The organism is Achromobacter sp. Marseille-Q4954 (assembly GCF_943737025.1).
Classification (GTDB): Bacteria; Pseudomonadota; Gammaproteobacteria; order Burkholderiales; family Burkholderiaceae_B; genus Achromobacter; species Achromobacter bronchisepticus_A.
Genome location: NZ_CALSFQ010000001.1, coordinates 1 through 14,989 on the forward strand (window position 1 = coordinate 1; position 14,989 = coordinate 14,989).

7 protein-coding genes and 2 pseudogenes are annotated in these 14,989 nt (G+C 62.0%); 6 read left to right on the forward strand and 3 right to left on the reverse strand.

From position 1 onward, the window contains the following. The 6 genes and pseudogenes from NGK62_RS00005 to NGK62_RS00040 form a co-directional block, all read left to right on the forward strand. Nucleotides 1-3,128 (forward strand): Ig-like domain-containing protein (locus NGK62_RS00005; RefSeq protein ID WP_286012306.1); only part of this gene is annotated, 3,128 nt, incomplete at its 5' end. A 261-nt stretch (nucleotides 3,129-3,389) separates the two neighbouring features. Continuing rightward, nucleotides 3,390-3,905 (forward strand): annotated as a pseudogene (locus NGK62_RS00020) (retention module-containing protein); the annotation flags it as partial. A 112-nt stretch (nucleotides 3,906-4,017) separates the two neighbouring features. Then, a pseudogene (locus tag NGK62_RS00025) lies at nucleotides 4,018-5,048 on the forward strand (type I secretion C-terminal target domain-containing protein); the annotation flags it as partial. A 216-nt stretch (nucleotides 5,049-5,264) separates the two neighbouring features. Then, nucleotides 5,265-8,471 (forward strand): retention module-containing protein, encoded by a 3,207-nt coding sequence (locus NGK62_RS00030; RefSeq protein ID WP_251876986.1) that lies wholly within the window; start codon nucleotides 5,265-5,267, stop codon nucleotides 8,469-8,471. A 105-nt stretch (nucleotides 8,472-8,576) separates the two neighbouring features. Further along, the gene (locus NGK62_RS00035) at nucleotides 8,577-9,260 is read left to right on the forward strand and encodes a transglutaminase-like cysteine peptidase (protein WP_059379043.1); all 684 of its coding nucleotides are present in this window, start codon (nucleotides 8,577-8,579) and stop codon (nucleotides 9,258-9,260) included. A 17-nt stretch (nucleotides 9,261-9,277) separates the two neighbouring features. Then, nucleotides 9,278-11,236, forward strand: coding sequence for a bifunctional diguanylate cyclase/phosphodiesterase (locus tag NGK62_RS00040; RefSeq protein ID WP_059379017.1), 1,959 nt, complete (start codon nucleotides 9,278-9,280; stop codon nucleotides 11,234-11,236). Nucleotides 11,237-11,285: 49 nt separating this feature from the next. Here NGK62_RS00040 and NGK62_RS00045 read toward each other — a convergent pair whose 3' ends face one another. Genes NGK62_RS00045 through NGK62_RS00055 form a run of 3 tightly spaced genes read right to left on the reverse strand, consistent with a single transcriptional unit; the run spans nucleotide 11,286 to nucleotide 14,652 of the window. Beyond that, the gene (locus NGK62_RS00045) at nucleotides 11,286-12,125 is read right to left on the reverse strand and encodes a M48 family metallopeptidase (RefSeq protein ID WP_059379015.1); all 840 of its coding nucleotides are present in this window, start codon (nucleotides 12,123-12,125) and stop codon (nucleotides 11,286-11,288) included. Nucleotides 12,126-12,162: 37 nt separating this feature from the next. Then, nucleotides 12,163-13,233 carry a chorismate synthase gene (aroC, locus tag NGK62_RS00050; RefSeq protein WP_251876988.1) on the reverse strand — a complete coding sequence of 357 codons (1,071 nt, stop codon included), beginning with the start codon at nucleotides 13,231-13,233 and terminating at the stop codon, nucleotides 12,163-12,165. A gap of 36 nt (nucleotides 13,234-13,269) precedes the next feature. Continuing rightward, complete coding sequence (locus tag NGK62_RS00055; protein WP_059379010.1) at nucleotides 13,270-14,652, reverse strand: putative bifunctional diguanylate cyclase/phosphodiesterase; 1,383 nt, start codon at nucleotides 14,650-14,652, stop codon at nucleotides 13,270-13,272. Between the last annotated feature and the right edge of the window lie 337 nt (nucleotides 14,653-14,989).

Here is a 14,989-nt window from a genome sequence, read left to right on the forward strand (position 1 = left end):
CCATCACCATCGACACGATCGCGGGCGACGGCATCGTCAACGCCGAAGAAGCGGGCAAGGACATCGCTGTCACCGGTAAGGTCGGCGGCGACGTCAAGGTCGGCGACACCGTCACCCTGACCGTCAATGGCAAGGAGTTCACCGGCCAGGTCACGACTCGGCCCGACGGCTCGCTAGGCTACAGCATCAATGTTCCTGGATCGGACCTGGCCGCCGACAGCAATGTCCACGCCACCGTCACAGCCACGGACAATGCCGGCAACAGCAAGACTGCCAATGCCGACAAGCCGTACAGCGTCGACACGGCCCCTGAAGCTGCTGGCAGCACCATTACGGGCAAGGAAGATACTGCGCTTGCCATCAAGTGGAATGACTTCAAGGTCACCGACGACTCCCCCGAATCCCGCCTGGGTGTCAAGATCACCGGCTTGCCGGCTAATGGCACGCTCCAGTATCAGAACGCATCCGGGAATTGGGTTTCGGTGACCCAAGGACAGACCATCAGCAAGGCCGATATCGACAGCGGTAAGTTGCGCTTCGTCCCCGCTGCCAACGAATCCGGTGCCGATGGCTACAACAAGCCGGGCGTGGGCAACATGCATGACGACTACGCTCACATCAAGTTCCTGCCGGTCGACGGGCAGAACACCGGACGGGAAACCACGTTGACGGTGGACATCAACCCTGCCGCCGATGCGCCCACCATCAGCCTGAATCTGGGCAAGCCCGAGCAAACCACTACCGGTACCGTGATCGTCGTCGACGGCGGCGCTTCGGGCTCCGGGTTCACGGTGGAGAACGGCAAGGTCACTGCCGGCAGCGGCTCGAAGATCTGGACGAGCGCGACCGAGAACGGCGGAAATCTCAACGGCAGCGCCAACGTGCGCGACATCTTCGTCCTGGGTGACGCCAGCGGCCACCTTACCAATGCCACGCGCCCGAAGAGTATCGATGGTAACGGTTCCAAGCTCAGTGATGCCAAGGACTACATCTACCTCGGCCTGCCGAAGGGCAACTACACCATCACCTATGCCAGCGATCATCGCGCCACCGGTGGCGGGTATGACGGCGTCATGATCACGGACAAGGAGACAGGCGTCACCTTTGGACCGATCAACAACATTGAAGACATAGTCTTTGGCGACGGCAGCTCTTTCAGCAACGACGGTAGTACTGTCGTCCAGAACGTGCTTACCGGCTATGAGACCTACGATGTGCAAATAGCGGTCGAACTGACGGACAAGGATGGCAGCGAATCCCTGTCTCCGGTCACTCTCACCGGTTTCCCCGCGGGCGTGACGTTCAATCACGGCCAATCTGACGGCAAGGGCGGCTGGACCATTAACCAGCAGGACCTGGGTACGCTGAAGATGACGGTGCCGCTGGGTACTGGTAGTTTCGACCTGCATGCCAAGGTGACCTCCACGGAGAGCGTGGGCGGAGACAGTGCCACGGTCGACACGGAAATCGGTGTTACCTCCTACAACGTGCTCACGGGTTCGACCTACAACGACACTTTGACGGGATCCGACGGCAACGACATCATCATCGCCGACACGCAGGGTCTCCAGATCGTCCAAGGACAGAACTACAACCTGGCCTTCATGGTGGACACCTCAGGCAGTATGGGCGACCAGGCCGTGGCGGACGCCCGCGCATCGCTCATCACCGTGTTCCAGGCGCTCATCGACAGCGCAAAGCAGGGCAATGCGGGCAAGGTGAACGTGTTCCTGCTCGACTTTGACTCGGGCCTGAAAGCCAACATCGGTGTGGACCTGAAGGACCCGCAAGCGCTCACCAAGCTCATGGCTGTCCTCGACTCGATGCAGTCCGGAGGCGGGACGAACTATGAAGCAGCGTTCCAGGCGGCCACCAACTGGTTCAATGGATCCCAGGCGACTGGCAACACGAATGCGAAGAACCTGACCTACTTCATTACCGACGGCAAGCCGACGTTCCACTACTCGACGAATGGCACTGGCGACCCGACCGTCTACAACGGTTCGAAGCTCAGTTCCTTCCTGACGAACTACAAGATGGGCGACGTCGTCTCACGCTGGGGCACGACCATTATTGACAAGGACGGCCACGTCTATGCAGATAGCGGCTGGAACCGTAGCATCGTTGGTGTCATGACCATCGATGAGAATGGCCGGTATGTCTATCGCCCGCTGGGCGGCACTGGTTCCTCCACGAGCGGCGATACGCTGAGTGACTCCAACAAGGCCTATGCCGAACTCGCGACCAAATCCACGGTTGAAGCCATCGGTTTGGGCAAGGAACTGAATACCACCGACCTGAAGAACTTCGACAGCGACGGCAATGTCCTGGCCAACCTCGATCCTTCCGACTTGGCCGGAGCGATTTTGGGCACCAAGAACGTACTGCCTTCCGGCGCCGACACCATCGACGGCGGCACTGGTCACGACATTCTGTTTGGCGATGCCCTTAGTTTCGGCAGCCACGGCAATGGTGTATCCGGGTTGGAAGCGTATGTCGCAGCCCAGCTCGGCAAGAACGTGACCGATGTCACCAACCAGGATCTCCATCAGTACATCACGCAGCACAGTGCTGAGTTCGACAAGTCCAGCACGTCCGACGGCAACGACGTCCTCAGGGGCGGCGCTGGCAACGACATACTGTTCGGCATGGGTGGAGACGACAAACTGTATGGCGGCGAAGGCAATGACGTGCTGTATGGCGGCACAGGCAACGACCTGCTGGTCGGCGGCAAGGGCAATGACACCCTCATCGGCGGCGCAGGCAGCGACACGTTCAAGTGGGAACTCAACGACCAGGGCACAGTAAGCGCTCCGAGCGTGGACACGATCAAGGACTTCTCCATCCTGAAGCCGGCTGATGGCGGAGACATCCTCGATCTGAAGGAACTGCTGCAAGGCGAGAAGGACGGCACCTTGACGCAGTACCTGCATTTCACCAAGGACCCCGCCAATAGCAACAACACGGTCATCGAAATCAACACCCAGGGCAAGATTGCCAGCCAAGGTGCGGATCAGAAGATCGTGCTGGAAAATGTGGACCTGACCAACGGCGGCAAGCTCGCCACCGACCAGGCGATCATCAACGACCTGTTGCAGAAAGGGAAGTTGAACATCGACCACAGCTAAGCAGTAGCTACAGCCAGGCAGTACTTGCAGGGAAGGCCGACGACGGCCTTCCCTGCTTTGCATTGCGCACTTCTCGCCAGGCGTCTGGAACAACCAGAAAGTACATCTGAGTCAAACGCCTCTGTCACGCGGAATCCGTCCTGACTGGCCTTGCAAGCAACGGCTGGGAATTCTTAACCCTATCAACATCAACAGTATCGGGCCGAAGCAGCGCCCTCTAGTATCTGGCCATCTTGGACAACCCTTTGAAAGGGGGCCAACATGGTCAGAACTTCTTCCGCGATCGTCAACGAAATCTCCGGTCGCGCGTGGCTGCGCAACAGCGACGGATCCCTGACGGAACTCCATCAAGGCAGCAAGGTCCCCGCCGGCAGCGACGTCGTCACTGCGTCGGGCGCCACGGTTTCCCTCCAAGTCGGGAATGGCGTGCCGATCGTCATCGGCGAAGACCGCGAGTTCGCGCTCACCAGCGACGTCGCCGGCGCCCTGGCCGATCCATCCGAAGCCGCGGTGGCCTTGCCCTCGGGAACCGACTCCGAACGCCTGCTGGCGGCATTGGACGACGGCCGCGCCCCCTTCGATGAACTGGACCCTACCGCGGCCGTCACGGCCGGTGGCGATACCAGCAGCAACAGCTTTGTCCGGCTGGCCCGCATTCTTGAAACCACCAATCCGCTGGAACAGTCCTACTCTCCGCTCGGCCGCGGGGACGATATCCTGCCCCGCGTGCACAGTGTCGCTGCGGCCGGCTTAGACGACGAGACCTCCACGCCGCCCGTCGTCGGCGGCAACAGCGGCACCGGTTCCACCACCATTTCCGGCACGTCAGGGATCGACGCCCAGACCGGCGTGCGCTATGACGTCTCCATCCATTTCTCCGATCCGGGGGTGGATGGAGGCAGAGTCGGGGACCGCTGCCAACACCAGAAGCAGGCACCACGGCCCCGGCGACTACCTGTACCAGTTCGTTCTCAACGATGGCACCTCGACCAATAGTGAACTGCGCGTAGATATCGACAGTATCCGCACTTGGACCCCGCGCACCCCTGGCAACAAATCGGGACGTGCTGGCAGCGATGTTGGCCGCACGGGAAACTCGCAACTCGTACAGGATCCCTCAGACCTGGAAGCGGCGCTGGCCGGGGGCAATACCACCAACGAACCGGCTCCGCTCGGCAACGACGCCATCCTCGGTGGTGACGGCTTGGACATTCTTTTCGGCGACGCGATCAACACCGATCTCCTGCCCTGGGGCGTCAACGGCAACTCACCCAAACCGGCCGATCTGGCAGACGGGTCCGGTCTGGAAGCGCTCGATCAATTCCTATTTTTGAAGTATGGCGTCCAGCCCGCCGACGCCGATCTACACAAGTTCATCTCGGACAACCGCGCGCTTTTCGACGTGCAGGGCGATACGCGTGGCGGCAACGATGAACTGCATGGCGGCGCGGGCAACGACATTATCTACGGCCAGGGCGGAAGCGACCTACTCCACGGCGACGAGGGCAACGACGTCCTGTCTGGCGGCACCGGCAACGACACGCTGTTTGGCGATGCCGGCAACGATCTTTTGCTTAGGGGCAAGGACAACGACATCCGTTACGGCGGTTCGGGCAGTGACACGTTCAAGTGGGCGCTCGACGACCAAGGCGCCGCAGGCACGCCGGCCGTCGACACGATCAAGGACTTCTCGATCCTGAAGCCCGCCGAAGGCCGCGACGTTCTGGATCTACAGGGGTTGCTGGTCGGCGAGGATGACGGATCACTGGTCCGGTATCTCAATTTTCACAAGGAAGGCAACGATACGGTCATCGACGTGAGTACCCGGGCAAGCTGGGCACACTGGGCGCCGACCAGAAGATCGTGCCGGAGAACGTCGACCTCACCCACGATGCCTACGGCCAGTTCATGAACAACTAGGCCATCATCAACGACTTGCTGCAGAAGGGTAAGCTGAACGTTGACCACGGCTAAGCAGCAAGCCCCAAAAAGGCTCGCAATGGCCTTCTCGGCATGATGCCCTTTCCATCAAGTCGCTACGCTTTTGCTTAGCACTATTAGTATTGGCAGTATCGAGCGGCAGCGGCCCCCACTAGTATCGAACCATCTTGGACAACGCTCTTGATCGGGACCAACATGGCCAACACTCCCGCCGCAATCGTCAACGAAATCTCCGGTCGCGCATGGATACGCAATAGCGACGGTTCCCTGACCGAACTGCATCAAGGCAGCAAAGTCGCGGTCGGCAGTGACGTCGTCACAGCCTCGGGTGCCACGGTTTCCCTGCATATTGAAAACGGCATGCCTATCGTCATCGGCGAAGACCGCAACGTCGCGCTGACCAGCGAAATGACCGGCATTCTGGATGATGCGTCGGAAGCGGCGGTAGCGCCGCCCGCTGGCACCGACTCCGACCGATTGTTGGCCGCACTGCAAGACGGCCGCGACCTGTTCGACGAACTCGATCCCACCGCCGCCGTCGTGGCAGGTGGCGGTGGTGGAGGCGGCAGCAGCTTTGTCCGACTGGCTCGCCTTCTTGAAACCACCAGTCCGCTCGATCTGGCCTACTCGAATCCCGCACGCGATGAAGCAGTCTTGCCACGCATGTCCAGCATTGGCCCCGTCAATGGCGACGACCAGGCGCCCACTCCCGTCAGCGTCAACCATGCCCCCACCGCGCGGGACGATGCGAGGCAAGGCGATCAAAACGGCCAGGTACGCGGCAACCTGCTCTCGAACGACTCAGACCCGGACGGCGATCACCTGACGATAGCGTCGGTAGGTAGCCGGCCCATGACCGCGGACGGCATTTCAATCGCGGGCAGCAATGGCGGCACCTTCGCAGTCCTGCCTGACGGTAGCTATGTCTTCACGCCGGGAAACGAGTTTGACCGCCTGGCCGCAGGCGAAACCGCCACCAGCACCATTTCGTACACCATCACGGATCCCAGCGGCGCCACCTCCACGGCAACAGCCGTCGTGACGATCACCGGCACCAACGACGGGCCAGTCTCCACTGCCATTTCCGATATCTCCAGCCTGGACGCTCAGACCCACGTGAGCTATGACATCTCCGGCCGCTTCTCGGATCCGGACGCGAGCGACAAGCTTACCTACACCGCAACCGGTTTGCCGCCCGGCCTGAGCATCGATCCGCGCACCGGCATCATTAACGGTGATATCGATCCTTCGGCGTCGCAAGGCGGCAGTATCGGCGTATACAACGTCACCATCACCGCCACAGACCCCTCTGGCGCGACAACCTCGCAGAAGTTCGACTGGGCCATTGCCAATCCCGCCCCCCTGGCGGCTGGCGACTCGGGCGCTGTCAGCGAGGACTCGACTCTCGACGTCGGTGCTCAAAACGGCGTGTTGGCAAACGACAACGACCCAGACGGCGACGCACTTGTCGTTTCGCAAGTGAACGGCAACACAGCCGACGTAGGCGCCGCCATCGCGGGCTCCCACGGCGGCACGTTCACACTGAACGCCGATGGCTCCTACCGCTTCGACCCAGGCTCTGCCTTTCAACACCTCGGCGTCGGCGAGAAAGCCTACAGTTCGATCACTTATACCGTCTCCGATGGCGAGGGCGGTACCAGCTCGGCCGTCTTGACCGTTGAAATCACGGGCGCCAACGACGCGCCGATCCTCCAGGCACACGACAACCAGGTGTTAGAGGACCACGCGGCATCCGGCAACGTGCTCATCGGGGCAATCGATGTCGACAACGACGCGCTGACTGTCACAACGTTCACCCTCAATGGCACAACGTACTCCGCCGGCATCACTGCGTACATGGAGGGCGTGGGCTCAATCCTCGTGAAAGCCGACGGCAATTATGTGTTCACACCGGACGCAAACTGGAACGGAAATGTCCCGCAGATCACGTACACCGTGACGGACGGCACGCTCACGACCTCATCCACCTTGAACGTTCGAGTTCTGTCCGTCAACGATGCCCCGGTATCGCAAGACGCCTCTGGCAACGTCGTGGCAGGCGGCCGCTACACGTTCAGTCTGAATGACTTCCCATTCTCCGACCCAGGGGAGGGACAATCGATGAAGTCGGTGATTATCGACTCTCTACCCCAACACGGTCGGCTGCTCTTGAATGGCAAAGCGATTGTGCAAGGACAAGAAATCAGCACTGAAGATCTGGCCAGCGGAAAGTTAGTGTTCCAACCCGACGCTGTGACCTTCGACGGAAACAATACTTCATCGTCCTTCGACTTTCGCGTCAGAGATAACGGTGGCACTTCCAACGGAGGCGACGACCTATCCCATCAGCAGACATTCAAAATCAACGTAGGCCAGCTCATCGTCGGTGGCGACGACGATTACAACCGAGCCCAGATCATCGACAATTGGTACGGCGGAGACGGCAATGACGTGATACTAGGCGACCACGGAGGCATGCTCGGCCTTCCCCCTCCTCCCCCAAAACCTGCTGACTTTTGGATTTCTCAAGGCCGAGAAGCTGAGGCCGGCGACTTGCCAGGCCATGTACTGGCCTTGCCGGACACAGATTGGATCTCCGGAGGAAAGGGTTCAGACATCCTGTTCGGCGATGCGATCAACACCGATCAGTTACCCTGGGGCATCGATGGCAATCCCGCCAGACCTGAAGGTCTGCACGACGGGTTGGGCCTGGAGGCGCTCAAGCAATTCTTGTTTCTGAAGGTTGGCGTGCCGCCTACGGATGTAGATCTGCACAAGTTCATCTCGGAAAACCATGAAATCCTAGAAGTGCATGGAGATACGCGCGGTAGTTTCGATATCCTACACGGCGGCGATGGCGACGACATCCTCTACGGCCAAGGTAGCCACGACACCTTGTACGGTGGCAATGGCCGCGACATCCTGTCGGGCGGCACAGGCAACGACTATCTCGAAGGCGATGCAGGCAGTGATGTTCTGATAGGTGGCATGGGTAATGACCTCATGTACGGCGACGGCAATGGCGTCCGATATGACGACAACAGCGACACGTTCAAGTGGGGACTCAATGACCAGGGCACCACGGACGCCCCTGCTGTGGATAGGATCATGGACTTCTCGATTCAAAAGCAAGCCGACGGCGGCGACATTCTTGATTTGCAGGAACTACTCGTCGGCGAAAACGACGGCAACCTAACCAACTACCTGGGCTTCCGCAAGGAAGACAACGACACGGTCATCGATGTGAACACCCACGGCCAGCTGGGTACCCAGGGCGCGGACCAAAAGATCGTGCTGGCAAACGTGGATCTCACCCACGATACCTACGGCCAGTCCATGAGCAACCAGGCCATCATCAATGACCTGCTGCAGAAAGGTAAGCTAACCGTCGACCACGCCTGAGCAATAGCTCCCGGGAAGATCCGCAACGGATCTTCCCGCCCCCGCATGACGCATTTTTTCCCAGGGCGCGTCTAAGATGCCCGGAAAAATGTGAAAATCCGTTTCATGCCATCGTCCCGCCGTTTCCGCCGCACGCTGAATCTGTGCCGATTGGCTTTGCTATGCCTGGCTTGCGGCTGGGGCGGAAGTTCCGCCCTGGAAGTGAATGCCGACCGGCTGCAAAGCTTGTCGGCCAGTCGCTATGGCGCAAAAGGCTCCAAGGCGGTATCGGAATGGCTGCAATTGATGCGCAGTCCCCCCCCCGCCCAGGAAAGAGGCGCGCTGACACAGGCCAATGATTTCTGGAACCGCTCCCTGATGTCCGGCGAGGACATCACCATCTGGAAACAGGCCGATTACTGGGCCACGCCGTTAGAATCGCTGGGCAGGGGCGCCGGCGACTGTGAAGACTACGTCATCGGCAAGTACTTCACGCTGCTGGCGCTGGGCGTGCCGGCCAACAAGCTGCGATTCATCTATGTCCGCGCGCGCATCGGCGGCGCGGCCAGCAGCACCCAGATCGCCCACATGGTGCTGGGTTATTACGAAACCCCCAATGCCGTGCCGCTGGTGCTGGACAACCTGATCTCGACCATTTTGCCCGCCACGCAGCGTCGCGACCTGACGCCGGTATTCAGTTTCAATGCCGACGGCGTCTACGTGGACGGCAAGCCCGCCGCGCCGGTCGACCGTCTCAGCCGCTGGCGTGATCTACTTCAACGCATGGAACGGGAAGGCGTGCGCCCCTGATGTCCGGAAATAAGACTATGTCCATACTTCGACAGCTATTGCTCAGCGTTACCCTCGCCATCGGCGTCATCCTGCTGGGCACGCTCGCGCTCAGCGTGAATTCCGCTCGGGAGTACCTGTCCGGCCAACTGCAGGTGCAGAGCACGGACGCCGCCGTGTCGTTGGCGCTGTCGCTCTCGCAGCCAGCGAACAACGACCCGGTCGTGCAAGAGCTGCTGGTGTCGGCGCTGTATGACGGCGGGCATTTCTCGCTGGTGCGCTTGAGCGATCCGGAAGGCAAGGTTCTGATCGAACGGAAATCCACGGCCACCGCGGCGTCGGTTCCGGCCTGGTTTCAGGCGCTGGCCCCCTTGACTACGCAATCGGCCAGCCATGCCGTCAGCGATGGCTGGCGCCAGATCGGCGAGGTCACACTGATCGCCAACGACGCCTATGCATGGGAAGCCCTGTGGCGCAGCAGCCTCAAGATGATCGCCCTGGTGGTGGGCGCCGGCATCCTGTGGGCCGTGTTCGCCTTCATGCTGGTGGGCTGGATCAAGAACCGCCTGCTGCGTGAAATCAGCGACCACGTGCGCAGTATCGGCCAGGACTCCCCGACGGAACAGGTCGAGGCGCGCGTGCCTGAACTGTCCGGGGTGGTGCAGGCGCTGAACCAGACCCGCGAACGCATCCATGCCAGCGTCGAAGAACAGAACGCCAAGATCGAGTCGCTGGAGCTGGAGCTGAACCAGGATCCGGTCACGGGCCTGCCGAACCGCAAGTACTTCGTCAACGAGTTCCGCCGCGCGCTGGAGGCCCCTGCCCTCACAAGCGGCCGTGGCATCGACGGCGGCCACGTTCTGGTGTTCCGCCAACGCGACCTGGCGGACCTGAATCGCCATATGCCGCGCGAGTTCATCGACCAATGGCTGCGCACGGCTTGCGAGCGCATCCGCGGCACGCTCAAGAGCATGCACGTGGCCTCGCCCCTGCTGGCCCGCCTGAACGGCTCGGATTTCGCCTTGCTGCTGCCGGGCTGCGCGGCGCCCCAGGCCATGATGGTGGCCGAGCAGGTGCGCGCCGACCTGCACGCGTCCCGCATTCCCGTGGGCGAAGGACATCTGTGCCGCTGGGCGCAGGCCATGACCGACTATGGCCACGGCAGCCAGGCCGGGCCGGTGCTTGCACGCCTGGATTTCGGCTTGATGCGGGCGGAAAGCGCCGGCAACGACCATGTCGTGATCGCCGGAGCGACCGACATGCAGTCGCCTTCGGAATCGGGTGAACGCGCCTGGAAGGACGCGATCCAATCCGCTCTGGAAGAACATTGTTTCGAGCTGGCCACGGAAGACCTGCGAGCCACCGACGGCAGCACCGTCCGTACCGAAGCGATGCTGATGCTGCGGACCGCGGCCGACCAGGTGCCGATCCCCGCCACGCTGTTCATCCCGCCGGCCGTGCGCCTGGATCTGGTGGCTGATTGCGACCTGGAAGCCGTGAGCCTGGGGCTGGACTGGCTGGCCGCCAACCCGGGCGAACTGGCTGTGCGGGTGGCCCTGCCCTCGTTGCGAGGCCAGAAGTTCTTCCGCCAGTTGGCCCTGCTGCTGACCGAACACCGGCCTCTGGCGCGCCGTCTGTACCTGGAAATCGACGCGCACGGCCTGGTGGAATGCCACGAGCAGATCGCCACGCTGGCCCGCGTCGCATCGGAGTTCGGCACGCATATCGGCGTGCGCCGCCTGGCTCAGCAGTTCGGCGCAGTTGCGCAGCTGCACACCCTGCCCTTGTCGTACGTGAAACTGGGCGGCGGTTTCGTCGGCGGCATGTCGCAAAGCCCCGGCAGCCAACAGTTGACGGCATCGGTGCTGGAAACCGCGCGCGGCTTGAAGATAGCGGTCTATGCCGAAGATGTGCCGGATGCCGAAACGCAGCGCATCCTGGCCAGGCTGGGCATCGCTGTCATGCGCGGTCCCGGCGTCAGGACAGCCGCGTCATAAGGCAGCGATTCAAGAGGCGGCCGTAAAAATCACGGCCGCCGCAGCCGCCTTAGCGGGCGGCTTTACCCTTGGACTGTTCGTACAGCGGCAGCACCTGCTGGGCTGCGGCCTGCAGATCGCTGATGCGCGATGCGGCAGACGGGTGGGTCGACAGGATTTCAGGCGGCGCGCTGCCCTGATCTGCCGCGCCCATCTTCTGCCACAGCGTCACGGCGGCGCGCGGATCGTATCCCGCCCTGGCCGCCAGCTCCACACCCATGCGGTCTGCTTCGGTTTCGTGCGTGCGGCTGTTGGGCAGCGTGAACATGACGCTGGTGAACTGTTCGCCCAGGTCGGACGCCGCGGAAGACCCGGTGGCGATCGCCAGCACCGACAACCCCAGGTTGGTGGCCATCTGCTGGGATACGCGCTCGCGCGCATGCTCCCGCAAGGCGTGCGAAATCTCATGGCCCAGCACCGCCGCCAGCTCATCGTCCGTGGGTTTGATCTTGGCCAGCAAGCCCGTGTAGACCGCAATCTTGCCGCCCGGCATGCACCAGGCGTTGATCTCGTTGCTGGACAACACATGCACTTCCCATTTCCAGTTGGCGGCGTCAGGCCGGAAGACTCCTGCCTGCGCGATCAGCCGCTGGGAAATGGTGCGGACCCGCGCCACCTGTTGAGGGTCGCGGTCCAGCAGGCCCTTGGCTTGCGCCTGCTTGAGTATGTCGGCGTACTGCTGGGTCGCCTCTTGTTCCAGCGCCTGCGAAGGCACCATGCTGGACATGTACTGGGTCCGGTTGACGCCGATGGCGCCCGACTGCGTGGTATTCATGCCGGTGCAGCCCGCCAGGGCCGCCAGCGCGAGCGCCGCGCCCGCGTTGCGCAGCAGATGACGTTTCCGGTTCATGACGGACCTCCCAGACAATTCGAAGAGCAACAGCGTATCAGACTACCGGATCGCCGCACTGGCCGCGGTGGCGCAAGGCATGATCGATCAAGACCAGCGCCAGCATCGCTTCGGCGATGGGCGTGGCGCGGATGCCGACGCAAGGATCATGACGGCCCAGCGTCTGCACCATGACCGGGTCGTTGGCGCGGTTCACGGAGCGGCGCTCGACCCGGATACTGGAGGTCGGCTTGATGGCCAGCGAAACGGTGACTGGCTGGCCAGTGGAAATGCCGCCCAACACTCCGCCCGCGTTATTGGTCAGGAAACCGTCCGGGGTAATTTCGTCGCCGTGCTCCGAGCCTCGTTGAGCGATGCTGTCAAAACCCGCTCCGATCGACACGCCCTTCACGGCATTCAGGCCCATCATCACGTGTGCGATGTCGGCGTCCAGGCGGTCGTAGATCGGTTCGCCCCAGCCCGCGGACAGGTTCTCGGCCACGACCTCGATCCGGGCGCCCACGGAGTCGCCGTCGCGGCGCAACTGGTCCATGTAGGCTTCCAGTTCGGGAACGACCGCGGCGTTTGGCGCATAGAACGGATTATTGGGAACGTCGTCCCAGGAAACGAAGGGGATGGCGATGGGGCCAAGCTGGCTCATGTAGCCGCGCACCTTGACGCCGTATTGTTCCGCCAGCCATTTCTTGGCGATGGCGCCTGCCGCCACGGTCGGCGCCGTCAAGCGCGCGGAGGAACGGCCGCCCCCGCGCGGGTCGCGCACGCCGAACTTGCGCCAGTAGGCGTAATCGGCATGGCCCGGACGGAAGGTATCGGCAATATTGGAGTAGTCCTTGCTGCGCGCATCCGTGTTGCGGATAAGCAGACCGATGGGCGTACCCGTCGTCACTCCCTCGTAGACGCCCGACAGGATTTCCACCTGATCTGCTTCCTGGCGCTGCGTGACGTGACGTGACGTGCCAGGACGGCGGCGGTCCAATTCGAGCTGAATGTCGGAAGCGTCCAGCGACAGTCCCGGAGGACAGCCGTCCACGACGCAACCGATGGCCGGCCCGTGGGATTCGCCGAAATTGGTGACGGTAAAGAGGGTACCTAGGGTATTGCCGGGCATAGGGAGTCAACAGGTGGGGTTTGCAAGCAACCCCGATTATGACACCGCCGAGGCCAAAGCCTGGATTTCGGACGCCGGCGCGGGGCGTCCCAACAGGAAACCTTGCATCACCCGGCATCCCAGGGACTTCAGGATCTCGCGCTGCCCCTCGGTTTCGACGCCTTCGGCCACCACCGGCAGATGCATCGCCTGGCACAGGCCGAACAGCGCCGAGACCACTTCGCGGCTGCCGGCATCGGATTCCAGCGCGGAGATGAAGCTGCGGTCGATCTTGACCCAGTCGATCGGCAGGCAACGCAGATGGTTCAGACTGGAATAGCCGCAGCCGAAATCGTCCAACGCCACGCCGATGCCCATCGCACGCAGCGTGTTCAGGATCTTCACATGCCGTTCGTAATGCAGGATGAAGAGGGATTCCGTGATCTCCAGCACCAGCTTGCGCGGGGCCAGGTTTGCGGCCGCAAGCGCATTCGACACGAGTTCGACCAAGCCATCTTCGTTCATCTGCTTGACCGACAGGTTTACGTGCACGCGCCAGGTCGCCGGCCATAGCGCCGCCTGGGTACACGCCCGCTCCAATATCCAGGCTCCCAACGGCACGATCAGGCCGCTGCGCTCGGCCAATTCGATGGTCACCGCGGGCGAGACGCTGCCGAGCACGGGGTGATGCCAGCGCAGCAGCGCCTCGCAGCCCTGCACCATGCCGGTGCCGCTGTCACAGACCGGCTGGTAATACAGTTCGAACTGATCCATGTCCGGCGTGGTCAGCGCCAGCCGCAGGTCGTTTTCCAGCCCCTGCTGGTCGCGCTGGCGCGCCAGCATGCGGAAATCAAACAAGTTCCAGCCTGGGCCGCCGCGCTCCTTCAGCGGCAGCAGGGCCACCTGGACACAGCGCTGCAGTTCTTCCACGCTGCGGCCGTGCTCGGGATACAAGGCGGCGCCGACGCGGAACATGGCCATCAGCGGACGTCCGCCCAGCTCGTAGGGTACGCTCAGGGCTTCCAGCAGCTTGGCCGACACCTGGGCCGCCCCCGCCTCATCCACGTCGGGTGCGCAGACCGTGAAAGCATCCGCCCCCGAACGCGCCACCATGCCGCCCATCGACCGGCAGATCAACCCCAGGCGATTGGCCACCTGCACCAGCAGGGCTTGATCTTCGCCCGCGCGCAACATGGCGCTGATCTCGGCATATTGCTCGAAGCTCACCAGGAAGAACGCGCCGCGGCGCGAGCGGCCCTCTGCATTGTTGAGCCAGGCGCGGGCGCGCCGGTGCAATTCCTGCTGATTCAGGACACCGGTCAGTTCATCGCGCGTCAGGCGTTGACGCAGCAGGCGTTCCCTGCGTACGAAGACCCAGCATATCGCTACAAGTGCGCCCGCAAGCGTCAGGCACAGTGCGAGCAGGTAACTCTCACGCACGAAGCCCCCTATCCATAAGCCCCTGGCGTTGCGGTTCGAAAGGGAACCCAAGGACTGTAACATTTTTTAAAATATGCATTATTTTCGCAAAAAACGCCACACTTCAGAGGCAACGCACCTCTTTTCCCTGTATTCCTACGGTTACTTTGGTTGCTCACGGAGGGCTTCGGGATGAGCCACGGCAGACTGGCGCCGGCCCTCGCGCCATGCTCGCCTACTACTTACGACAGCTACACCCGAAAAATTAATACACCGTGTCTCGATAGTTGTCATTCAAAATCAGACAGCTTCGAAATAATTGCACAGCTTGGCCCCTTACGGCACGAATTTAGTAATA

Excerpts from the sequence above, each read along its gene's own strand:
- NGK62_RS00035 (WP_059379043.1), top strand. The coding sequence starts at position 8,577 with ATGCCATCGTCCCGCCGTTTCCGCCGCACGCTGAATCTGTGCCGATTG.
- NGK62_RS00030 (WP_251876986.1), top strand. The coding sequence starts at position 5,265 with ATGGCCAACACTCCCGCCGCAATCGTCAACGAAATCTCCGGTCGCGCA.
- NGK62_RS00045 (WP_059379015.1), bottom strand. The coding sequence starts at position 12,125 with ATGAACCGGAAACGTCATCTGCTGCGCAACGCGGGCGCGGCGCTCGCG.
- aroC (WP_251876988.1), bottom strand. The coding sequence starts at position 13,233 with ATGCCCGGCAATACCCTAGGTACCCTCTTTACCGTCACCAATTTCGGC.
- NGK62_RS00040 (WP_059379017.1), top strand. The coding sequence starts at position 9,278 with ATGTCCATACTTCGACAGCTATTGCTCAGCGTTACCCTCGCCATCGGC.